The sequence below is a fragment of the Bradyrhizobium mercantei genome (genome assembly GCF_001982635.1).
GTDB classification, from domain to species: domain Bacteria; phylum Pseudomonadota; class Alphaproteobacteria; order Rhizobiales; family Xanthobacteraceae; genus Bradyrhizobium; species Bradyrhizobium mercantei.
On the sequence record NZ_MKFI01000001.1, the window covers coordinates 869,946 to 890,990 of the forward strand.

The 21,045-nt window shown below is 65.7% G+C and carries 19 protein-coding genes; 10 read left to right on the forward strand and 9 right to left on the reverse strand.

The window, feature by feature from the left end:
* Nucleotides 1-13: 13 nt before the first annotated feature.
* A complete protein-coding gene (gene folE / locus BI327_RS04290) occupies nucleotides 14-694 on the reverse strand; it encodes a GTP cyclohydrolase I FolE (protein ID WP_076858510.1) in 681 nt (226 codons plus the stop codon).
* 239 nt (nucleotides 695-933) lie between these two features.
* Between folE and BI327_RS04295 the strand changes: the two genes are divergently transcribed.
* Nucleotides 934-1,380 carry an iron-sulfur cluster assembly scaffold protein gene (locus BI327_RS04295; RefSeq protein WP_076858511.1) on the forward strand — a complete coding sequence of 149 codons (447 nt, stop codon included), beginning with the start codon at nucleotides 934-936 and terminating at the stop codon, nucleotides 1,378-1,380.
* Nucleotides 1,381-1,401: 21 nt separating this feature from the next.
* Here the strand turns inward: BI327_RS04295 and BI327_RS04300 are convergent, their stop codons facing one another.
* The gene (locus tag BI327_RS04300) at nucleotides 1,402-2,232 is read right to left on the reverse strand and encodes a COG3904 family protein (protein WP_089025363.1); all 831 of its coding nucleotides are present in this window, start codon (nucleotides 2,230-2,232) and stop codon (nucleotides 1,402-1,404) included.
* 369 nt (nucleotides 2,233-2,601) lie between these two features.
* Between BI327_RS04300 and yidD the strand changes: the two genes are divergently transcribed.
* Complete coding sequence (gene yidD, locus BI327_RS04305) at nucleotides 2,602-2,913, forward strand: membrane protein insertion efficiency factor YidD (RefSeq protein WP_076858513.1); 312 nt, start codon at nucleotides 2,602-2,604, stop codon at nucleotides 2,911-2,913.
* A gap of 114 nt (nucleotides 2,914-3,027) precedes the next feature.
* On the forward strand, nucleotides 3,028-3,195 hold the full coding sequence (locus BI327_RS42595; RefSeq protein ID WP_167386837.1) for a hypothetical protein: 168 nt from the start codon (nucleotides 3,028-3,030) through the stop codon (nucleotides 3,193-3,195).
* Between the two features lie 9 nt (nucleotides 3,196-3,204).
* Here the strand turns inward: BI327_RS42595 and BI327_RS04310 are convergent, their stop codons facing one another.
* Together BI327_RS04310 and BI327_RS04315 are read right to left on the reverse strand one after the other, a co-directional pair.
* Nucleotides 3,205-4,338 carry an MFS transporter gene (locus BI327_RS04310; protein ID WP_076858514.1) on the reverse strand — a complete coding sequence of 378 codons (1,134 nt, stop codon included), beginning with the start codon at nucleotides 4,336-4,338 and terminating at the stop codon, nucleotides 3,205-3,207.
* Between the two features lie 133 nt (nucleotides 4,339-4,471).
* Nucleotides 4,472-5,788: a COG3904 family protein gene (locus BI327_RS04315; protein WP_076858515.1), complete on the reverse strand. Its 1,317-nt coding sequence runs from the start codon at nucleotides 5,786-5,788 to the stop codon at nucleotides 4,472-4,474.
* 227 nt (nucleotides 5,789-6,015) lie between these two features.
* Here BI327_RS04315 and thrS point away from each other — a divergent pair, with 227 nt between their 5' ends.
* Entirely contained in the window at nucleotides 6,016-8,064 is a 2,049-nt protein-coding gene (gene thrS, locus BI327_RS04320) for a threonine--tRNA ligase (protein ID WP_076858516.1), read from the forward strand.
* 84 nt (nucleotides 8,065-8,148) lie between these two features.
* On the forward strand, nucleotides 8,149-8,712 hold the full coding sequence (locus BI327_RS04325; protein ID WP_076859189.1) for a nitroreductase family protein: 564 nt from the start codon (nucleotides 8,149-8,151) through the stop codon (nucleotides 8,710-8,712).
* A gap of 197 nt (nucleotides 8,713-8,909) precedes the next feature.
* Here the strand turns inward: BI327_RS04325 and BI327_RS04330 are convergent, their stop codons facing one another.
* Nucleotides 8,910-11,393, reverse strand: a complete 2,484-nt coding sequence (locus tag BI327_RS04330) for a putative bifunctional diguanylate cyclase/phosphodiesterase (RefSeq protein WP_076858517.1) — start codon at nucleotides 11,391-11,393, stop codon at nucleotides 8,910-8,912.
* Between the two features lie 177 nt (nucleotides 11,394-11,570).
* Nucleotides 11,571-12,641, reverse strand: coding sequence for a hypothetical protein (locus BI327_RS04335; RefSeq protein WP_076859191.1), 1,071 nt, complete (start codon nucleotides 12,639-12,641; stop codon nucleotides 11,571-11,573).
* A 274-nt stretch (nucleotides 12,642-12,915) separates the two neighbouring features.
* Here BI327_RS04335 and BI327_RS04340 point away from each other — a divergent pair, with 274 nt between their 5' ends.
* A complete protein-coding gene (locus tag BI327_RS04340) occupies nucleotides 12,916-13,950 on the forward strand; it encodes a patatin-like phospholipase family protein (protein WP_089025365.1) in 1,035 nt (344 codons plus the stop codon).
* 21 nt (nucleotides 13,951-13,971) lie between these two features.
* On the opposite strand, the gene BI327_RS04345 is transcribed toward BI327_RS04340, so the two are convergent.
* Nucleotides 13,972-14,400, reverse strand: coding sequence for a CBS domain-containing protein (locus BI327_RS04345; RefSeq protein ID WP_076858519.1), 429 nt, complete (start codon nucleotides 14,398-14,400; stop codon nucleotides 13,972-13,974).
* Between the two features lie 189 nt (nucleotides 14,401-14,589).
* The gene (locus tag BI327_RS04350; RefSeq protein WP_089025366.1) at nucleotides 14,590-15,387 is read right to left on the reverse strand and encodes a rhomboid family intramembrane serine protease; all 798 of its coding nucleotides are present in this window, start codon (nucleotides 15,385-15,387) and stop codon (nucleotides 14,590-14,592) included.
* 491 nt (nucleotides 15,388-15,878) lie between these two features.
* On the opposite strand from BI327_RS04350, the gene BI327_RS04355 reads away from it, so the two are divergent.
* Both BI327_RS04355 and BI327_RS04360 read left to right on the forward strand, forming a co-directional pair.
* Nucleotides 15,879-16,433, forward strand: coding sequence for a PAS domain-containing protein (locus BI327_RS04355; protein ID WP_076858520.1), 555 nt, complete (start codon nucleotides 15,879-15,881; stop codon nucleotides 16,431-16,433).
* 128 nt (nucleotides 16,434-16,561) lie between these two features.
* Nucleotides 16,562-18,295, forward strand: coding sequence for an adenylate/guanylate cyclase domain-containing protein (locus tag BI327_RS04360; protein WP_076858521.1), 1,734 nt, complete (start codon nucleotides 16,562-16,564; stop codon nucleotides 18,293-18,295).
* A gap of 133 nt (nucleotides 18,296-18,428) precedes the next feature.
* Here BI327_RS04360 and BI327_RS04365 read toward each other — a convergent pair whose 3' ends face one another.
* A complete protein-coding gene (locus tag BI327_RS04365; protein WP_076858522.1) occupies nucleotides 18,429-18,818 on the reverse strand; it encodes an ester cyclase in 390 nt (129 codons plus the stop codon).
* Nucleotides 18,819-19,024: 206 nt separating this feature from the next.
* Between BI327_RS04365 and BI327_RS04370 the strand changes: the two genes are divergently transcribed.
* Both BI327_RS04370 and BI327_RS04375 read left to right on the forward strand, forming a co-directional pair.
* Nucleotides 19,025-19,636: a tetratricopeptide repeat protein gene (locus tag BI327_RS04370; RefSeq protein ID WP_076858523.1), complete on the forward strand. Its 612-nt coding sequence runs from the start codon at nucleotides 19,025-19,027 to the stop codon at nucleotides 19,634-19,636.
* 230 nt (nucleotides 19,637-19,866) lie between these two features.
* Nucleotides 19,867-21,018 (forward strand): DJ-1/PfpI family protein, encoded by a 1,152-nt coding sequence (locus BI327_RS04375; protein WP_076858524.1) that lies wholly within the window; start codon nucleotides 19,867-19,869, stop codon nucleotides 21,016-21,018.
* Nucleotides 21,019-21,045: the final 27 nt, after the last annotated feature.

The window sequence follows — 21,045 nt, forward strand, 5'->3', positions numbered from 1 at the left end:
AGAGAATGCGAGGTTACCGGTTCGGTCCTCGCACCAGGGACAGGAAACGCTGCTGCTCCGCCGGATTGTCGCGGAACATGCCGGTGAAGCGGCTGGTGAAGGTCGATGCGCCGTGCTTGGCGACGCCGCGCACCGACATGCAGGTATGCTCCGCCTCGATCAGCACTGCAACGCCGCGCGGCTTGAGGACCTCGTCGATCGCAGCCGCGACCTGGGCGGTGAGATGCTCCTGGGTCTGCAGGCGGCGGGCGAAGATGTCGGTCAGCCGCGCCAGCTTGGAGAGACCCACGACGCGCTCGACCGGCGTATAGGCGATGTGCGCCTTGCCGTAGAACGGCATCATGTGATGCTCGCACTGCGACGTGAATTCGATGTCGCGGACGAGAACGAAATCGTCATAGCCGGCGGTCTCGCCGAAGGTGCGGTTGAGCACTTCGGCCGGGCACTGGTGATAGCCCTGATAGAGCTCGTCATAGGCCTCGACGACGCGGCGCGGCGTATCGAGCAGACCTTCGCGGCCGGTGTTCTCGCCGATATAGGCGAGCAGCGTCTTCACGGCGTCCTCGGCTTCGGCGCGCGACGGGCGCGGCTGGTCGGCACGAACGGCCGCCGCCATGAATTCTGCAGGGTCGAGCTCGCCTGGCTTCGCGTCAGTTGGCTTGTTGGGGCGAATCGGCTTGATCAAGGCGTCCATGTCTTCTCCGTTCGACCGGCCCTGGCATTGCCTTCAGGCCGGATGTGTCACCGGGCAGACGGGGCGGATCATCGATCCGCCGGGCGCCTGAGTCCCCATTTTGTAGCACCACAACGGCGAATGTGGTCCGCGGTGGACGCATGGCCGGGCTATGTTTCCGGCCGCGTCGTCCATATATAGGACGGTGAAACCCAGCCGCCAAGAGCGCCCGGCACGGCCGGAACCAGGCATCTGTCCTCATGCTGAACGACATTTACAACAAGCGGATCATCGAGTTGGCCGGCAATATTCCGCGCCTCGGACGGCTCGCCGAGCCGGACGCCAGCGCCACCGCCCACTCCAAATTGTGCGGTTCGACCGTCAAGGTCGACCTCAAGATGGACGGCCCCGTGGTGACGGACTTCGCCCATGACGTGAAGGCCTGCGCGCTCGGCCAGGCATCCTCCTCCATCATGGCAAGCCACGTGGTGGGCTCGACCGCGGGCGAGCTGCGCGAATTGCGCGAGACCGTCCGCAAGATGCTGAAGGAAAACGGCCAGCCCCCGCGGGGCGGCAAGTGGGCCGACATCGCGCTGCTCGAGCCGGTGCGCGACTACAAGGCGCGCCACGCCTCGACGCTTCTGACCTTCGATGCCGTGGTCGATGCGATCGGCCAGATCGAGGCCAAGGCAAAGCAGCCGGCCTAAGACTTCCTGCCGGCGTCAGCGTTACTGAGACGGCTGGACCGGCGCCGGCGCGGCGGTCCCGCCGGTCGGCACCACAGCCTCGGCGGTCTTGGTCGCCTTCGCGGCCTGCGGCTGCGCCTCACCCTCCATCACGCTGCTCGCGAAGCGATCGCCGATCTTCGGCTTCGCCTCGGCAACGGGAATTGCATTGTCCTGCCGCGGCAGCACGTCGGCGACCGCATCCGTGGTGACGAGATTGGTCAGCCGCAATTCGGCCGCCGACAATTCATGCAGGTCTTCCCACGGCGGCACGCTGAGTGCGAGCGACAGCAGCTCACCCGCGCCCCCCATGTCGAACGTATACTTTGCAAGGCGCCCGATATCGCGCTCGACGATCATCAGGTCCTGCGCGGTGTAGCTCGCGGCCTTGGCGTCGTCGGCGCGATCACCCATCCAGATCTGGTGCACGCGGACATGAGCGGCCGGTGGAACGTAGCGCGTCTTGCCCGACAACAGCAGGAACACGCACATCGACTCGCAATAGGCATCCGGCAGCACGCTCGCGCGGTCGCCCTGCGCCGCCTGATTGGCGACGCTGGTGCCGACGGTGGTCAGCGCGCCGAGGCCGCGGAAGCGGCGGCCGAGCGCGATCGCGTCGTTGACCGAGCCGCCGCTGGAGTCGAGCACGATGGTGGCGCCGTTGAGCTGGCGGCTGCGCGCGAATTCATCGAATTCCCTGGGGCTGTCCGCGGTGATAATCCCGACAGCCGAAACCCAGCCCCGGCAATTCGGCTGGCAGGCGACCCAGCTGAACTTCATCGGCAGCTTGCGCTCTTCGAGGGTCGAGCTGACCTTCGCGGAACCACCCGCCATCGTGACGGTGCCGGAAACTGCGAAGCACAGCGCAACTGCGCCGATAAGCGCCCAGCTACGCGATGGAAGCGACCTGACGAGCCTCAATTTGGTTCCTTCCCCCAAGCCCTTGGTGATGCGAGCGGTGGCAATGGCCCCATGGCAATGCGCCACGATTCTGTCATCGGCGCGTTATGGGAACGGTAGCCTTGCTTACCTGGATCGTCCATAGGACCCTTGTTGCAGCGCCACCTGCGCTGTGCGTTAAATGCGAACTGTGGCGTAAATATCTGCAACAGAACAGTTCCTTGGCTTGGAACCCCCGCAAGACTACGTACATACTTGCGTATGCCGTCGACAGACCATTCAACACCACATCATCCACGATGCATGGAGTGTGCCATCACCGCGCGCCGCCTGCCGCGCAATTTCGGCCGCGCCCTGATCTGGATCTACCGGCACACGCTGTCGCCGCTGGTCGGCTACAACTGCCGGCATTTGCCGACCTGCTCGGTCTATGGCGATGAGGCGATCGAGCGCTTCGGACTATGGGCCGGCGGGTGGATGACGCTGGCGCGGCTGCTGCGCTGCCAGCCCTGGGGCACCTCCGGAATCGACAACGTGCCATCGGTCAAGCCGCCGGGCGCGCACTGGTACCTGCCCTGGCGCTTCGGCCGCTGGCGCGGCGTCAACGACGCCTGATCAATCGCTGCGGCATCGCCAAGCGCCACGCGCATTGCTGTCCCGGCGGAACTGTGGCGATAGTTGGCGCATTGTTTCATCGCCCCCGTCAGGTTCCTTGGGGAGGAAACAACAATGCGCTGGAAAATCAGCCACAACGGTCACGATCCCCGGCAGATCGATTTGCTGGCGGTGCTCGCCCTGCTCGTCGTGATCATCGCCGCCTACGGCTACTTCACCCACAACTCGACCAAGCCCAGCACGACGGCATTCATCGTACCGAGCCAGAGCGTGAAGTGGTGACGCGCAAGCTCACTCGGCTGCGGCAGTCCGCACCGGGCGCGGGCGGGTGATGATCACGACCGCAAGCGCCGCCGCGACGAAGGCCGCCGCCACGTATCCCGCGCTCAGCAACCATTCGCGCGCAAACAGCAATCCGCCGATCGCGGAGCCGATGGCCTGGCCGATATAGAGCACCGAGGTGTTGAGCGAGACCGACGCCGACGCCAGCGCCGGCGCTGCACCGACCAGGCGCACCTGCTGCATCGAATTGGTCGACGCAAAGCCGAGCCCCCACACCGCGACCGAGGCGGCCATCAATGCATAGGCTCCGGCGCTCAGTGCCCAGCCGGCCACGCCGGCGAACAGCAGCACGGTGAACACCACCGACGTCTTCCATGCGCCCCAGGCATCCACGATGCGCGTTGCGATCGCGATGCCGACGAACCCGAAGATGCCGTAGAGCGCGAACACGATGCCGATGGCGTCGGCATTGGCACCGGTCAACTTGCCGAGCAGCGGGCCCATGAAGGTGAACACCACGAACTGGCCGGACATCTGCAATGTCGTGATCGACAGCAGCAGCACGACGGTCGGATTGCGGCCGAGATCGGCCCAGGTCCGGAGGTCAACCGGTGCGCCATGCAATCCAGCCGGCAACCGCCACCACAGCAGCACCGAGCTCACCAGCCCGGTCAGCGCGATCCCGCCATAGGTCGCGCGAAAGCCGTAGCGGCTCGCGATGAAGTTGATCAATGGCAGCCCGATCGCAGCCGCAAGCGACCAGCCGAGGAAGATATAGGCGATCGTGCTGCCGCGCTTCTCCACCGGCACGATCAGCGCCGCGGTGCCGGCTGCCTGCGGGGTGTAGAGCACGCCGACCGCGAGCATCACCAGGCGGACGATCAGGAGACTGTTGTAATCAGGTGCAAAGGCGGATGCCGCATTGGTCAGCGTCAGCACCAGAAGCGTCGCCGTCAGCAACGCGCGGCGTTCGAACCGGCTGGTGAGCCACGCCGTCACCGGCGAGCCCACGCACAGCACGATGGCGCCGAAGGTGATCAGGAGACCCGCGGCGTGGATCGTGACGCCGAGCCCGTTGGACAGCTCCGCCAGCATGCCTGCCGGTGCCAGCACCGAGCAGCCGGTGACGATATTGCCGAGCATCAATGCGGTGGGAGCGAAGCGTTTCACGCAGCGTTGTTAGCAGACCCCGAACTCAATGCAACTGCATCTAAATGCATAGCACATGATCGGATGGCACGTGATCGGATGGCGCCACTTGCACGCAACCTCGCGCTCACGGCGACGGCGAAGCCGCCGGTGCCGCGTTGACGCTCGGCGATGCCGCCGCCGGCCACGGGCCCGCAGCTTTCGGAGCAGATGTCGCCGCCGGGCACGACGCCAGCAGTTGCGCCCAGCCCTGCTTGAGCCCGGTGGTGCCGATATCGAATGTCACCGAGCCGGGCTTGGGGGCGTCGGATTTGTTCTCGGACTTGTTCTCGGATTTGGCTTCAGGCTTGCCGTCGGGCGACGGCGTGCTTTCGCCGACCTGCAGATGCGGGGCAGCCAGCATCGCCTTGACGACGTCCGACGTCACCGGATCGCTCCAGACCTCGTACCTGCCGAACCGCGCGGGCAACCTGCCGAACGCGATCGCCTTGGTGGCGCCGGCCATCATCACGACCGTGCTCTTGCCGGCGGCGCCCTCGTCGAACTCACGCACGAACATCAGCCGCCCGCGATCCTTGTTCTCGCAGAACAGGCGCCACTCCATCATCCGGAACGAACTGCCGTCGCCCTTTTTCTGCTGCACGATCTTGCGGAGATAGGGCCGCGTTTCCTTCTCCACCGCCCACTGCGTTTCCGGCAACGGCCGCGTATCGATGCCAAATCGATAGAGCTCCGGCCGCGTCAGCACGTGCAGGCTCTCGAACTTCACCGAGCGGATGAGGTCGCTGAGTTCATGGCTGATTCCCATCGCCGCGAGGAACAGGTTGCGGTCGCGATCGGCACTCACCATCTCGCGCCGCCGGAAGTCCGCGATGACCTGCGCCGGCGGATGCCCGTGGACCACGAACATCAGCTTGGAGTTATGAACCCCGACCACCGAATCGGGCGCGACTTCACGGTCGGTCGCGCCCAGGAACAGATAGGCGCAGGCCGAAACGCACATCGCATTGCGCGTGGTGAGCTCGGCCTCGAGCTCCCCCTTCGCCGCCTTGATCTTCAGGCAGGCCGCGTCGACCTGCGTGCCAGCGGAACAGGCCGGCACGTTGGTGCGGCCGATCCGGGCAATCGCCTTGTGTGCCCGCAGAAACCGCGCGATCGCATAGGACTGCTCGACATTTCCACCGGGCGAATGCAGGTAGATCGGAATCTGCTTGTCCCTGAGGGGAAACAGGAAGGTGCGGATCCGCTGCGCGGCTTCGCGATCGATCTCGCCTTCGATCGCGATCCAGCGATCGCAACCGGCGCCGCAGGCATTGGCCGGACCCTTGGCGAGATAGATGGTCAGCTTTTTCGCAAACCCGGCCTTCTCGACCGGTGTGTCTTCCGCCCGCAACACGCCCGGGACCAGAAGCAACGCCGCGAAAAACAGGAGACGGGAAAACATGAACCTTGCGGATCGCGCGATGGCGGAAAATGGAGGCCGGACGTTAGACGATGATCGGCAGCGTCGCAACGCTCGGCGGCGTCGGACGCAGGCGGGGCTCCGCCGAATCCGCGCGGCCGGAGGCCCATTTTCTTGATATTGCCGGATTGCAGGCGTCAAATCCCCTGCTATACCGCTGCTTTCCGCTTACCTGCGCTCGTTCGCAGGAGTGAGCTACAGGAGACATCATGGCCGATACGCCGCCCAAATCCGAATCCGGATTCCAATACAGCCTGTCCAACCTCAAACCCGCAGAACCCGTGAACAAGATCGCCCTCACCTTCCCTGATGGAGCGAGGCGCGATTTCCCGAAAGGGACCACCGGCCTCGACATCGCCAAGGGCATTTCGCCCTCGCTTGCCAAACGTACCGTTGCGATGGCGCTCGACGGCACGCTCGCCGACCTCAACGATCCGATCGAGACCGACGCCAAGATCGAGCTGATCGGCCGCGACGACCCGCGCGCGCTGGAACTGATCCGGCACGATGCCGCGCATGTGCTGGCCGAAGCCGTGCAGTCGCTGTGGCCGGGCACCCAGGTCACGATCGGCCCGGTGATCGAGAACGGCTTCTACTACGACTTCTTCCGCAACGAGCCGTTCACCCCGGAAGATTTTGCCGCGATCGAGAAGCGGATGCGCGAGATCATCGCGCGCGACAAGCCCTTCACGAAAGAGGTTTGGGATCGCGAAAAGACCAAGCAGGTGTTCCGCGACAAGGGCGAGGCGTTCAAGGTCGAGCTGGTCGACGCCATTCCCGGCAACGAGCCGATCAAGATCTACTTCCAGGGCGACTGGTTCGATCTGTGCCGCGGTCCGCACATGACCTCGACCGGCAAGGTCGGCAACGCCTTCAAGCTGATGAAGGTGGCGGGCGCCTATTGGCGCGGCGATTCCAACAATCCAATGCTGACCCGCATCTACGGCACGGCATTCGCCAAGCAGGAAGATCTCGACGCTTACCTCAAGCAGATCGAGGAAGCCGAGAAGCGCGACCACCGCAAGCTCGGCCGCGAGCTCGACCTGTTCCACTTCCAGGAGGAAGGCCCGGGCGTGGTGTTCTGGCACCCCAAGGGCTGGACCATCTTCCAGCAGCTGATCGCCTATATGCGGCGCCGGCTGCTCGGCGACTACAACGAGGTCAACGCCCCCCAGATCCTCGACAAGGTGCTGTGGGAGACCTCGGGCCACTGGGACTGGTACCGCGAGAACATGTTCGCGGCGCAGTCTGCCGGCGACGAGGCCGAGGACAAGCGCTGGTTCGCGCTGAAGCCGATGAACTGCCCGGGCCATGTGCAGATCTTCAAGCACGGGCTGAAGAGCTACCGCGACCTGCCGCTGCGGCTCGCCGAGTTCGGCGTCGTGCATCGCTACGAGCCATCGGGCGCGATGCACGGCCTGATGCGCGTGCGCGGCTTCACCCAGGACGATGCCCACGTGTTCTGCACCGAGCAGCAGCTCGCCGAGGAGTGTCTCAAGATCAACGATTTGATCCTGTCGACCTACGCCGATTTCGGCTTCGACGGCGAACTCACGGTCAAGCTCTCGACGCGACCGGAGAAGCGGGTCGGCACCGACGAGATGTGGGATCACGCCGAGCGCGTGATGGCGACCGTGCTGTCGGAGATCAAGGCCAAGGGCAGCAACCGGATCCGCACCGAGATCAATCCGGGCGAAGGCGCGTTCTACGGGCCGAAGTTCGAATACGTGCTGCGCGACGCCATCGGCCGCGACTGGCAGTGCGGCACGACCCAGGTCGACTTCAACCTGCCGGAGCGGTTCGGCGCGTTCTACATCGATCACGACGGCTCGAAGAAGGCGCCGGTGATGGTCCATCGCGCCATCTGCGGCTCGATGGAGCGCTTCATCGGCATCCTGATCGAGCACTATGCCGGCAACTTCCCGCTCTGGCTGGCGCCGACGCAGCTCGTGGTCACGACCATCACCTCCGAGGGCGACGAATACGCCAAGGTGGTGGCGGCGGCGGCGCGCCGCGCGGGCTTGCGCGTCGAGATCGACCTGCGCAACGAGAAGATCAACTACAAGGTCCGCGAGCATTCGCTGGCCAAGATCCCGGCGCTGCTCGTCGTCGGCAAGAAGGAAGCCGAGACCCATTCGGTTTCGGTCCGCCGCCTCGGCAGCGAACGCCAGACCGTGATGCCGACCGATGAGGCGATCGCCGCATTGGTGGATGAGGCGACGCCGCCGGACGTGAAACGGGCGCGATCCGTCGCCTGATCTTCACAATCGGTCTAAACTGGCTTTCGCAGGACTGGTCGTGCCCCCATCTTGGGGGCACGACTCCCCTTGAAGGACATTTCCGTGCCCGACGCCATTGAACTCCTGAAGACACGCCGCTCGATGAAACCGCGCGAGATGACCGGCCCGGGTCCGTCCGCGGCCGAGCTCGAGACTATCCTGACGATCGGCGCGCGCGTGCCCGATCACGGAAAGCTGGCGCCGTGGCGCTTCATCGTGTTCGAGGGCGATGCCAGGGCACGCGCCGGAGACGTGATCGCCAAAGTCTTCGCCCGCAAGAACCCCGGTGCGCCGGCCACCGACATCGAGGTCGAGAAGAAGCGCCTGACCGATGCGCCGCTGGTGATCGGCGTGGTCTCCTTCACCAAGCCGCATCCGAAGGTGCCGCCATGGGAGCAGGAATTGTCGGCCGGCGCGAGCGCGATGAACATCGTCACCGCCGCGACCGCGCTCGGCTACGGTGCCTGCTGGCTGACCGGCTGGTTCGTGTTCGATCGCGACGTGCTCGACGGTCTCGGCCTGAAGCCGGACGAGAAGCTCGCCGGCCTGATCCATATCGGCCGGCCGACCAAGCCGAGCGAGGACCGCCCGCGCCCGGCGCTGTCGGATATCGTGACGCGGTTCTGAACGAGGAGCTTTTGTAGCCCGCATGAGCGTAGCGATATGCGGGACCGACGCCCCGGGTGTCGCTTTGCTCACCCGGGCTACGAAAGCCGTCATCATGCCAGGCTGTCATTGCCGGGCTTGCCCCGGCAATCCATCTCCCGAAAGACTCGTCTGAATGATGGATGGCCGGGTCAAGCCCGGCCATGACGAGTTGAGACTCACGCCGCCTTCGACGCGCGCTCCGCAAATTTGCTCAGCAAGGCCGCGATCTCGCTTCCCGGCCTCGCCGCACTGAACAGGAATCCCTGCACCTCGTTGCAGCCTTCGGCCCGCAACCAGTCGAGCTGGTCGACGGTTTCGACCCCCTCCGCCGTCGTCGTGATCTTGAGGCTGCGGCCGAGACCTGAGATCGCGCGCACGATCGCAACGCAGTCGGAGCGCCTCGCCAGGTCTTTCACGAACGAGCGGTCGATCTTGATCTTGTCGAACGGGAAGCTGCGCAGATAGCTCAGCGAGGAATAGCCGGTGCCGAAATCATCCATCGAGATGCTGACGCCGAGCTCGCGCAGCTGATGCAGGATCGCGAGATTGGCTTCGGTCTCCGCGAGAAACACCGACTCGGTGATCTCGAGCTCGAGCCGCCGCGCCGGCAGGCCGGAATGCGCCAGCGCCGAGATCACCGCCTGGACCAGATTGCGGCTGCGGAACTGGACCGGCGACAGATTGACGGCAACCTTCACGTCGGCTGGCCACTTGATCGCCTCCGCGCAGGCTTCGCGCAGCACCCATTCGCCGAGCGCGACGATCAGGCCGATGTCTTCGGCAACCGGGATGAATTCCGCCGGCGACACCATGCCCTTCTGCGGATGGCGCCAGCGCAGCAGCGACTCGAACCCCGAGATGCGGTCGGCCGCGATATCGACCAGCGGCTGGTAGTGCAGCTCGAATTCGCCGTTGTTGAAGGCCGCGCGCAGATCGCGCTCCATGTCGCGGCGCTTCTGCGCCTGCTGGTCCATCTCCGGTTCGAAGAAATGATGCACGCCGCCGCCCTCGGACTTGGCGCGGTACAGCGCCATGTCGGCATTGCGCATCAATTCTTCCGACGTCGTGCCGTCGCCCGGCGACAGCGCAATCCCGATGCTGGCACCGACCACGACTTCGAGCCCGTCGATGTTGTAGGGCGCGCTCAGGGCATCGATCAGCCGCTCGGCAAAGGCGCTCGCCTCGTTCGGCGACACGTCGGAAGCAAGCACGATCGCGAACTCGTCACCGCCGAGGCGGGCCGCCACATTGTCGTCGCGGACCACTTCGCGCAGCCGCTCCGCCACCAGCTTGAGCAGCCGGTCGCCCATCGGATGCCCGAAGGAGTCGTTGACGTTCTTGAACAGATCGAGATCGACGCACATCACCGCGACGCGCTTGTTGCCGCTTCGGCCACGCTCCAGCGCCTCGCTCAGGCGCTCCTGGTAGAAGTCGCGGTTCGGCAGGTTGGTGAGGCCGTCATGGTGCGCCATGTGCGCGATCCGGGCTTCGGCAGCGCGGCGCTCGGTGATGTCGACCACCGCGACCAGATAGCCGTCGCGGCCCTCGAACGCGACTTTGCGCCCGAAGGTCAGCACATGGATCTCGGTGCCGTCGGCCCTGATGTGCCGCCAGTCGCGGCTCGACTGATAGACATCGCCGACGTCGCGCAGGGCGGCGCTGTGCACGTTCCACTCGTCCACCGGCCAGATCTCGCGCAGCGTCATGCCGAGAAACTTCTCCCGGCTGTATCCATAGTGCTGGACGGCCGCGTCGTTGACGCTCAGGAATTCCATCGTGCCGGCGTCGAACACCCACATCGGCATCGGGTTGTTCTCGAACAGCAGGCGGAACGAGACCTCGCGCTGCTTCAGCGCGGTGACGTCGGAGACGGTCAGCGACAGCATGTCGCCGAACGCGGTGACGCCGAGTCGCAGGCAGCGATCGCCGCTGTCGATCTCGAACTGGCCGCCGGGACCGCTCCCGACGAAGCCGCGCAGGCGCTCCATCACCGCCGGCGCCGCCAGCGGATTGCCGCCGGCGCTGAGCCGGCGCCACAGCAATTCGGTCGCGGGCTGCATCAAGAGCTTGGCTGCGCCTTGGTTGAGATGCACGATCTGGAAGTCGGCCGCCTCGCCCCGCGCGTCGCGGATCGCCGCGAGCGACAGCACGCCCTCATCAGTGGCCGAGAAGATCGTGTCGAGCAGATTGTACTGCGCGCTGCGCTCGTTGACGTAGACGCCGACCAGGATACCGCCCCAGCGCGACCGCGTCGGCAGCGCCAGCACGTCAAAGGTCCGCACCAGTCCATCGCGCACGCAGTGCGCCGATGCCAGATAGGGCCGGCAGTTCTCGCGCGCGTTGGCGGCGGCTTCCGTCAGCGCGGTGGCGCAGTCCGGCGGCAGCGCGCTGAGCGGAATGTCCCAGCGATCGTCGTTCAGCCAGGTCTGGACGTAGCGGCCGGTGTGCGAGACGCTGAGCACGCCGTCGACGTTGCGCAGCAGCACGATATGATCGGCGAGCCGGCCGAGACTGCCGAGCATCACGTCTTCATAGTGCGGCAGCTTTTCGCCGGGACGAACCGCGGCCTGCCACTTGCGTTGCAGCACCGGAACGTCGGCGAACATCTCGGAATTGAACTTGGCCGATGTCTTTGCTGAATTCTTGTTGGCCATGACCATGGCACGCCCCACGCAAAACGTAGTCCCCACCGCATCCAAGTCATGCCGCGGCTTAACGCCATGTAAAAATAGCGATGACGCGCGGTGCCGCGAGCGATTATGACGGCTCAATTTTGCGCGATGGTTAGTTCGGGTTAGAGACTATGACAGTTGCATGAAATGCAACGCGGTCTGGCGTCAGCGCGCCACGACCTCGACCTCGCCATCGACGCCGTTGACGACGTTGAAGGGACGCTCGAACACCTTGCCCTCGTTCTTGGCGATCGCGCGATACTCGCCTTCGGAGAGCACGACGCGCGGGAACGCGCCGATCGATTCCTTGATCACGTCGCCGCCCGGCGTGATCACCGACCATGCGGTGTTGGCGAGCGCCTCGCCGCCCTTCTCGCTGACCAGCTTGAGGGTGATGACGGCCGCGCGATGGGTGACGGTGACGTCGGTCAGCTTGCCCGCCGCGACGCGAATGTCCGAGCGCACCACCGAGTTGGCGTCGCCATAGTTGGAGACGATGTAGTAGGTGCCCTCCGGCAGCAGCGCGACGTCGCCGGCGGCCACGTTGGGCACCAAGGGGCCACGGTCCGAGCCGTCGAACTGGCTGCCCTTGTAGATCGCGAACGAAATCTGGTTGGCCGGGATCTTGCTCGAGCCGACCCGGCCCTCGATCCGCAAGCCGCCGGCCGGCAGCACGAAGGATTCGCGATCGGTCTCCGACTTCAGGCTGACGGCGCGCACCGCGCTGACGAGGCCGAGCGCGACGTGGACGACGTAATTGCCGGGCGGCAGCACGACGTTGGGCGTCGCTCCGCGTTCCTCGCGAACCAGCTTGTAGGTGCCGTTATCGTCAGGCTTGTCGGCGAACACCCGCCACACCAGTCCGGCATTGATCACCGGCAGGTCCTTGCCGTACCGCGCGGTCAGCGACAGCACCGCCTGCCCCGCGGTCGGCGAGCCGGCCGGCGGCGCCACCGGAGGCGTGGTCGCAATCGAGGGCTGGACGATGGTCGGCTGGGTCAGCGGGCCGGGTAGCACGGGCCCTGAACCGGCCCCGGACGGCGGCGCCAGATTGAGCGCCGGGCCGGACGGCACCTCCGGCACCGAGGCCGGCGGGATCGGCGGCGGCCGGTCGCTGAAGAACTGCGCCGACACGGAACCGGGGACCAGGGCGAGCAAAAATGCCGCGAGCGTCAGCAGCGGAAGGAGCCGCATGCCCCGCCCGCATCCGCCGATGCCGTTGCCCCTCGAGATCATCCCCATGCTTTTCAACGAAAACGCGGCAAATTCAAGCCTTCGTCGAAGCTTCGTCACAGTCCTGGCGGGGCTGTCCCCCCGTTTGGAACCGCGCGATCAAGCCGATGTTAGCCCTATCGTCGCGGTCCAGTCACATTCCCTGCCTACCGCGGTCCACCCGGGGCATGAATCATGCCTTTGTGGGGAATAACCATGAAGACGGACGACGCTGGCGCAGCCGTGCTGTGCGGCCTAGTCTGGCGCTGGCAGGAGAATTGTCGTGTTGGATAGCTGGATGGGCCGAGGCCACAAGAGCTCCGACGGCCCCGACAAGGTAGGATTGGGACCGGTTCGCCGGCCCGTGATCGGACTTGCGCTTGGCGGCGGCGCCGCGCGCGGCTTTGCCCATATCGGCATCATCAAGACCCTGCTCGCCCATGGCATCGTCCCCAATGTCGTGGTCGGGACCTCGATCGGCTCGGTGGTCGGCGGCGCCTATGCGGCCGGCCATATCGATACGCTGGAGAAATGGGCCCGCAGCCTGCAGCCGCGCAGCGTGCTCGGCTACCTCGACATCCGCCTCAACGGCTCCGGCTTGATCGGCGGCACCAAGCTCGCCGCCGAGATCGAGGCGGCGCTGGGGCAGTCCAACATCGAGGACCTCACGGTCAAGTTCGCGAGCGTTGCCACCGAAGTGCGGACCGGCCACGAGATCTGGATAACCCAAGGCCGCGTGGTCGACGCCATGCGCGCCTCCTACGCCCTGCCCGGCATCTTCGCCCCGGTCCTGATCGGCGACCGCTGGCTGGTGGACGGCGCGCTGGTCAACCCGGTGCCGGTCTCCGCCGCCCGCGCGCTCGGCGCCGAGATCGTGATTGCCGCGAACCTCTCCAGCGACGTGTTCGCCCACTCGACCACGATCTACAATCACGGCGCGGCGGCCCCCGCGCCCGAAGTGACGGTCGCGGCGACCGCTGAGGCAGATATTGAGCCGGAACCGCCGAAGCGCGGGTTTGGCCGCTTCTTCTCCGCCGAGCGCACCGTGAAGCGGGAATTTTTCGGCAGCGCCAGCCGGCCCGGGATCTCGAGCGTCATGGTCGACGCCTTCAACATCATGCAGGACCGCATCACCCGCGCGCGCCTCGCCGGCGATCCGCCGGACATGCTGATCTCGCCGCGGGTCGGCCAGATCGGCTGGTTCGACTTCCACCGCGCCGACGACCTGATCGCGCACGGCATCCGTGCGGCCGAGCGCTCCATCAGCGCGATCGAGGAAGCGATCGATATCCTGGTGCCGCCGTCGACCGGCGCGGGAACGACCGGGAAATAGCTTAGGGCCGTCTTTTGGCGTTCAGGCGGTCTTGATGTAGTCGCGCAGCGCTTCCTGCTCGCGCTCGTATTCCTGCACGCGGCTCTTGACGATGTCGCCGATCGAGATCACCCCGACCACCTTGCCGTCCTCAACGACCGGCAGATGGCGGAACTTGCCCGTTGTCATCATCTCCATGATGCCGCTGACCGTGTCGGACTGGCGGCAGCTCACGACCTTCCTGGTCATGACCGCGCTCACCGGCTCGTCCAGCGCGCCGGCGCCGCGCTCTGAGAGCACGCGCACGATGTCGCGCTCCGACAGGATGCCTTCCATTCGGCCCTGCTCCATCACCAGCACCGCGCCGATCTTGCGCTCGCCGAGCAGCTTGACCGCGGCCGAGAGCTTCGCGCCGGGCGCGACGCTCATGACCTGATGGCCCTTTGCATCGAGAATGGAACGTACCGTCATTGTCGTCTCCCTGAATCCGTCGTGCCCCACTTCAGCGGGGTCGAGCCTGTTCGCCAGAGTCTTCAATCAACAGTTCCGCGCCGATTTCGGTTCCGGGGCGCGGTCGGTAGCTGGGCTCGATTTGTCGGCCCGCTTTGTTTCTGCGTCGCAAAGATGATGGAGGAATTCGAACCGAGCCGCAAGCGGCGATCAGACGCGTCCCGACTGATCCACCGACGACGCATCCGCAGCATCGTCTCGCGCGCGCGGAATCGGATCGAACAGCGAGAACAGCAGCAACCCGGCGAGGAAGCCGCCGATATGCGCCTGCCAGGCGACGCTCGCTTCCTCGCCGCCGAGCGACAGCGAGGTGGCGCCGAACAGGATATTGACGCCGAACCAGATCGCCAGGAAGGCGAGCACCCGTCCGTTGCGCAGCGCCCGCCACAGCGACAGCGCAGGCACCTTGGCGGCCGCCTCGGCGTCGCCCCGGCTGAACGACAGGAAGCTGCCCTTCACGAAGGCGAAGCGGATCGCTGCCGCCATCGTCCCCGACACCGAGGCCGACGCACCGATCATCGGTGCGATCGCGTGCTCATGGGTCAACAGATGCGCGAGCGCACCGGCGGCGGCCGTCACCGCCATGAAGACGAAGAAGCGCACCGCGCCGAAGCGCCGCGCCAGGGCACTGCCGAACGGCAGCAGCCACAGCACGTTGAAGCCGATATGCGTGAGGTTGGCGTGCAGCAGCGAATAGGTGACGAAGGTCCAGACCTTGGCGCCTTCCCCGCCCGGGAAGGTGATGTCGAGCAGCGTCGAATCGTAGCGCTTCGGGATGAAGCCGAAGACGTCGATGGTCCAGTTCTCCATCTCGGGCGGCAGCAGCACCCGCAGGTGGATCACCGCGATCAGGAGGATGTAGGCGGTGAGCGCCGGCGGCAGGGTCAGGATCGGCTCGCGCGGCGCCTCCGGCGGCGGCGCGAGCGGGGATTCGGGATGGGAGTCCAAGGGGTCGGCGACCTCGATGCGGCTGTGAATCAGAGATAGGCGGCTTTCACGCCCCTGTGCAAGTGCACAATCCCGTAATCGGACAGCGGGTGTCGCGCGACGCCGAAATCGAGACAAAAGAAAAGGGAGGGTGCTGAGAACACCCTCCCTGATCGGCCGGTCTTGTCGTGCCCCAGGAGGACCGGGAGAACATCCCCACCCCTCCCCGCACGATGACCAAACTGTTTGAAGCCACCTGTGTACCAACCGCACCGGCGCTTGGGGCAGCCGGCGTGAACGGGAACGGGCGGACCCTATGCGGACCTCCCGCGGACGCCAAGGACATAGTTAAATTTACGTTAACAACACAAAGCTGCCGATAAGCCGCCCAAACCGCGGCCCACGGCATGGACGCTGCACAGCCTTCCCTGCACAACAGAGAAGGGAAGGCGCCTGAGCAAAACCGGGACAGATGTGTCCCGCCGAGACAGGTGCCGGGCAAGGTTCTTTAGATGAAACACAGCTCCAGCCGCGAGTTCTTCGCCTATTGGAATGCGAAGCGCGGCACCGCACGTGCACCCGACCGGAGTGAGTTCGAGCCGTCCGCGGTGCGCGAGCTGCTGTCCGACATCTTCGTGCTGTCCTACGACGGCGAGACCCGCTTTCCGTTCCGCGTCGCCGGCACCCGCACCTCCGCCCTGCTCGGCTGCGACCTCAAGAACCAGAGCTTTTCCGCCCTGTTCACCGGGGCGAACCGCGGCGAGATCGAGGACATCATCACCTGCGTCGTCGAAGAGACCCTGCCGGCGATCGCCGGCATCACCGCCACGACCGAGACCGGCTCCAAGGCGCAGCTCGAACTGCTGCTGCTGCCGTTCACCGCCCGGGTCCATATGCCGGCGAGCCTCACCGGCCTGCTCGCCCCGTTCGAGGACGATGTCACCCGGCTGCACGACCTGGTGCTGACCTCGTGGCGTTACCTGCATCCCCAGGAACGGTTCGTGCCGCGGACCCTGCGCAAGCTCGCCATCGCGCGCGGCCTGATGGTCTACGAAGGCCTGCGCTAGCCCCTGACGGCCGTCTGACGACGGGATGACCGGAACCGGTCGCTTGCGCCGCGGGCCGCGGAACTCTATTAGCTGGTTCGCCGCCACGGCGGGGTGACTCGCTTATTGCAGCTGCGGCGGGGCTCGGCATGTTTCGAAATTCGATCAGGCAGAAGATCGTCGGCATTGCCGCGGGACTGATCGTCCTCGCGGTGATCACCTCGCTGCTGTCCATGGTGATGGCGGGCCAGGTCGGCCATCTCCTGGACGAGCTGACCAACCGCTACATCCCCGCCTATGGCCATCTCGCTCGCATCAACGTCCGCTCGCTGGAGCGGTCGCTGGCGATGCGCCGGATGATGTTGGCGAAGATGCAGCCGCCGGGCGAAGACACCGGCTACGCGGCGGCGCGCAAGACCTTCGACGAGATTGAGCCCCAGATCAAGCGCGACACCGATGCCGCACGCATGCAGATCGACGCGATCATCGCCGATCCCTCGACGCCATCAGACAATGCCGCCCTCGGGCGTCTCGATGACCGCATCGACAATGCCGTCAACGACCTGCTGATGCGGCTGAACACAGAGAACAAGACGCTGCTCTCGCAACTCGACGCCAAGGACTTTGCGGCCGCGCGGCAGACCATGCTCCGTGCCGACGCCCTGCGTGACGATTTCAACAACCGGATCGAGGGCATCCGGACCGACATGCTGGCGCAGGTCGCCTCGGCCGCGGCCAAGGTGATGAGCGCCCAGCAGCGGGCGATCATCATCTCCGGCGTCGTGACCGCGATTGCCGCGATCCTCGGCTTCGTGTTCGCGATGCTGGTCGGCAGCGGCATCACGCGCCCGGTGATGCGCCTGTTGGAGAGCACCCGCGAGGTCGAGGCGGGTCGGCTCGACGGCGCCATCGCCATCACGACCCAGGACGAGATCGGCCAGCTCTCGGCCGCCTTCAACCGCATGATCGAGACGCTGCGCCACAACCAGCGCATCCGCGAGACCTTCGGCCGCTACATCAACCCAAGGATCGCCGAGGGCCTGCTCGAACAGCCGGCGATCGCCGCCACCGAAGGGCAGCGCCGCGTCATGACGGTGATGTTCTGCGACATGAAGGGCTTCACCCGCCTGAGCGAAGGCGTGACACCGAGCGGCCTCGTCAAGATCATGAACCTCTATCTGTCGACGATGTCGGCGCCGGTCCAAGCGCATCGCGGCATCATCGACAAATATATCGGCGACGCCATCATGGCCTATTGGGGCGCCCCCTTCGTCGAGGAGACCGAGCAGACCCATCTGGCCGCGCTTGCCGCCATCGACATGATCGGCCAGGTCAACAAGCTGCGCAAGGATCTGCCCGAGCTGCTCGGGGTGCGCGCGATCCCGGCCGACTGCGACATCCGGATCGGGATCGCCACCGGCGAGGCGCTGGTCGGCAGCATCGGCTCCGAATTCATGATGAGCTACACCGTGCTCGGCGACACCGTGAACCTCGCCTCGCGGCTGGAAGGCGCCAACAAGTTCTACGGCAGCCGCAGCCTGATCTCGGAGGCCACCGCGGCGGCCTGCGCCACCACCATCGAGCTGCGCGAGGTCGACCGGCTGGTCGTGTTCGGCCAGACCCAGCCGGTCGCCGTGTTCGAGATCATCGGCATGAAGGACGAACTGACGCCGGCGCAGACCGAACTGCGGCAGCACTATGCGGATGGTCTCGCCGCCTATCGCGAACGGCGCTGGGACGATGCCGAGCAGGCGTTCGCCGCGGCGCTCACCGCGGTGCCGGGCGACGGCCCGTCGATCGCCATGAAGGCACGCGCCGCAGCCTTCAGGCAAAATCCGCCGGTCGCCGATTGGGACGGCGCCTGGCACCTGGAGCAGAAATAAGAACGGCGGTAACCCGCATGAGCGAAGCGATATGCGGGAAGACGAACCCCGGATATCGCGGAGCCTGTCATCGGGCGCGCGTTCGCGCGACCCGTTGGCTCATCCGGGCTACGGCTGCGCGTCCGAGCGACACTCACGCCAGCTGAGCCTCGATCGCCGCCTTGTCGATCACCGACCAGACCTGCACGATCTTGCCATCGCGGAATTCATAGAACACGTTCTCGGTAAACGAGACGCGCCTGCCGTTGACGGCGAGCCCGAGGAAGGTGCCCTTTGGCGCGCAGTCGAACGCCAGCCGGCACGCGACATGGGACGCATCTGACATCAGCAGCGTGATGTTGAAGCTGAGATCCGGGATCTCGCGAAAATCTCTCTCCAGCATCGCGCGATAACCCGACAGGCCGAGCCGCTGGCCGTTGTGGGACACATCGTCGGCCACGAACTCGCCGAGCTGCGGCCAATCCTGCCGATTGAGACAGTCGATGTAGTTCCGACAGATCGCCGCGAGGTCCGTCTGCATCATCAATCGTCCTTGTCGCTGCGCGTCAGATTCTAACACCGATGTTAGTTTCGGCGAACAAACCAGCCCGCACGCGCAAGTGCAACGTCCGGAAGCGACAGTGCGATTGCCGCATCGACAGATATTTTTCAGAACGCACGGAATGTCTCCTGCGATCGAGAGTTAGTGCTTCAGATCAATGACGGTCCACGTCGAATCGGGAGGTGCGCATGATCAAGTCACCGACGAAGCTCGCAATGCTTGCGGCATTTCTGACAGCGCCGATCATCCTGTCCCCTCAGCAGACCGCCCGCGCTGCCGGCGGTGGCGGCGGAGGAGGAGGAGCAGGCGGCGGTGAGCTCTACGGGTCGAGCTACAGCACCCCTGCCCCACCGTCCTACCCTCAGGAGAAGGGCAAGCGGACCACCCAGAAGAAGAAGCCCGCCAAGCAGTCGAGCTTCGACGATCCGGCATTCCGCGACGGCTATCGCGCAGCCTATGCGACGATCTACGGGCGCAACGACTACGCCGCCGCGATCGGACAGTTGCACGCGCTTGGCAACGACGATCATCCGAACGTCGCCAATCTGATCGGCTACTCCTACCGCAAGCTCGGCGACTACAAGCAGTCGCAGGTCTGGTACGAGCGCGCGCTGAAGGCCGATCCGAACCACGTGCTGACCTGGAACTATTACGGCCTGTGGCAGATCGAACAGGGCAACCGCGATGCCGCGCAGTATCATCTGAGCCGGATCGCCGAGATCTGCGGCACGGACTGCGCGGAGTATCGCACGCTGGCGGAGGCACTGGAGAAGCCGCCGGGAACGAATCTCGTCTATTGAGCGCGACGTGTAGCCCGCATGAGCCAACGGGTCGCGCGAACGCGCGCCCGATGACAGGCTCCGCGACATGCGGGGAAGGAGCGGCCCCGGATGTCGCTGGTGCTCATCCGGGCTACCCGTCCGACCACTTTTCGTGTGTCCGTTTTTGCGGGAATTTCGCCATTCCGATCTGCATGCGCGCCAACTAGCTTCGGCACCGGGCGACGCAAGCGGATACGAGATCGATCATCATGACCTGGCGGCTTCTCGCGTGGAGCGGCATCGCCGTGGCCGCGCTGGTTCCAATCATCGGCGGCATTTGGCTCTTCACCCTGCCCGCCGCATCGGCTTACCGGGTTCAGCCGCCGATCGCGACGCAGGAACACGACGCGACACTGGCGGCGCTGAAGCCGCCGAAGCGCGCGCGCCCGCTGATCGCGATCATCGGCATCAACGACATGACCGAGACCACCGACTATCTGATGCCCTACGGCATCCTCAAACGCGCCGATATCGCCGATGTCGTCACGCTGGCGACGGGACCCGGTCCCGTCACGCTGTTCCCGGTGCTGAAGGTCGAGCCGGATGCGACCATCGCCGCGTTCGACGCCGCGCATCCCGACGGCGCCGACTACGTCATCGTGCCGGCGATGAGCCGCGACGACGACCCTGTTGTCATGCAATGGATCCGGCGGCAGGCGGAGCAAGGCGCCGTGATCGTCGGCATCTGCGCCGGCGGCAAGGTCGTTGCCTCCACCGGCCTGCTCGACGGCCGCCGCGCGACCACGCACTGGTTCTACCTGAAGGATTGGCGCGACAATCATCCCGCGATCCGGTACGTCGCCGACCGCCGCATCGTGGTCGACCGCGGCGTCGCGACGACGACGGGCATTTCGGCGTCGATGCCGATGTCGCTCACCTTGGTCGAGGCGATCGCCGGCCGCGACAAGGCCGAGGCCGTCGCCCGCGAGATCGGCCTGCCCGGCTGGGATGCGCGGCATGACAGCAGCGCCTTCACGTTCACCCGCCCCTTCGCGCTGACCGCGATCCGAAACACGCTGGCATTCTGGAACCGGGAGCAGTTCGGCCTCGCGCTGGTCCCAGGTGTCGACGAGGTCTCGCTGGCGCTGGTCGCCGACAGCTGGTCGCGAACCTTCCGCTCGCATGCTGCGACCTTCGCCGCCACCGGCGACGCGGTGACGAGCCGCAACGGCCTGCGCATCTATCCGCAGGCGGTGGCAACCAGCTGGCCTGCGGACCGCCTGCTGCCCGCGGTCGGCACGACGCCGCCCGCGCAGGCGCTCGACCAGACCCTCGCCGGGATCGAGACGCGCTATGGCCGGGCGACGGCAGATTTTGTCGCCACGCAGCTGGAATATCCTCGGGTTCGGGCCTCGCCCTGAGGCGCGGCGCTCCGGAGCACCAATTCG

Excerpts from the sequence above, each read along its gene's own strand:
- folE (WP_076858510.1), bottom strand. The coding sequence starts at position 694 with ATGGACGCCTTGATCAAGCCGATTCGCCCCAACAAGCCAACTGACGCG.
- BI327_RS04295 (WP_076858511.1), top strand. The coding sequence starts at position 934 with ATGCTGAACGACATTTACAACAAGCGGATCATCGAGTTGGCCGGCAAT.
- BI327_RS04300 (WP_089025363.1), bottom strand. The coding sequence starts at position 2,232 with ATGGCGGGTGGTTCCGCGAAGGTCAGCTCGACCCTCGAAGAGCGCAAG.
- yidD (WP_076858513.1), top strand. The coding sequence starts at position 2,602 with ATGGAGTGTGCCATCACCGCGCGCCGCCTGCCGCGCAATTTCGGCCGC.
- BI327_RS42595 (WP_167386837.1), top strand. The coding sequence starts at position 3,028 with ATGCGCTGGAAAATCAGCCACAACGGTCACGATCCCCGGCAGATCGAT.
- BI327_RS04310 (WP_076858514.1), bottom strand. The coding sequence starts at position 4,338 with ATGCTCGGCAATATCGTCACCGGCTGCTCGGTGCTGGCACCGGCAGGC.
- BI327_RS04315 (WP_076858515.1), bottom strand. The coding sequence starts at position 5,788 with ATGTTTTCCCGTCTCCTGTTTTTCGCGGCGTTGCTTCTGGTCCCGGGC.
- thrS (WP_076858516.1), top strand. The coding sequence starts at position 6,016 with ATGGCCGATACGCCGCCCAAATCCGAATCCGGATTCCAATACAGCCTG.
- BI327_RS04330 (WP_076858517.1), bottom strand. The coding sequence starts at position 11,393 with ATGGTCATGGCCAACAAGAATTCAGCAAAGACATCGGCCAAGTTCAAT.
- BI327_RS04335 (WP_076859191.1), bottom strand. The coding sequence starts at position 12,641 with ATGATCTCGAGGGGCAACGGCATCGGCGGATGCGGGCGGGGCATGCGG.
- BI327_RS04340 (WP_089025365.1), top strand. The coding sequence starts at position 12,916 with ATGGGCCGAGGCCACAAGAGCTCCGACGGCCCCGACAAGGTAGGATTG.
- BI327_RS04345 (WP_076858519.1), bottom strand. The coding sequence starts at position 14,400 with ATGACGGTACGTTCCATTCTCGATGCAAAGGGCCATCAGGTCATGAGC.
- BI327_RS04355 (WP_076858520.1), top strand. The coding sequence starts at position 15,879 with ATGAAACACAGCTCCAGCCGCGAGTTCTTCGCCTATTGGAATGCGAAG.
- BI327_RS04360 (WP_076858521.1), top strand. The coding sequence starts at position 16,562 with ATGTTTCGAAATTCGATCAGGCAGAAGATCGTCGGCATTGCCGCGGGA.
- BI327_RS04365 (WP_076858522.1), bottom strand. The coding sequence starts at position 18,818 with ATGATGCAGACGGACCTCGCGGCGATCTGTCGGAACTACATCGACTGT.
- BI327_RS04370 (WP_076858523.1), top strand. The coding sequence starts at position 19,025 with ATGATCAAGTCACCGACGAAGCTCGCAATGCTTGCGGCATTTCTGACA.
- BI327_RS04375 (WP_076858524.1), top strand. The coding sequence starts at position 19,867 with ATGACCTGGCGGCTTCTCGCGTGGAGCGGCATCGCCGTGGCCGCGCTG.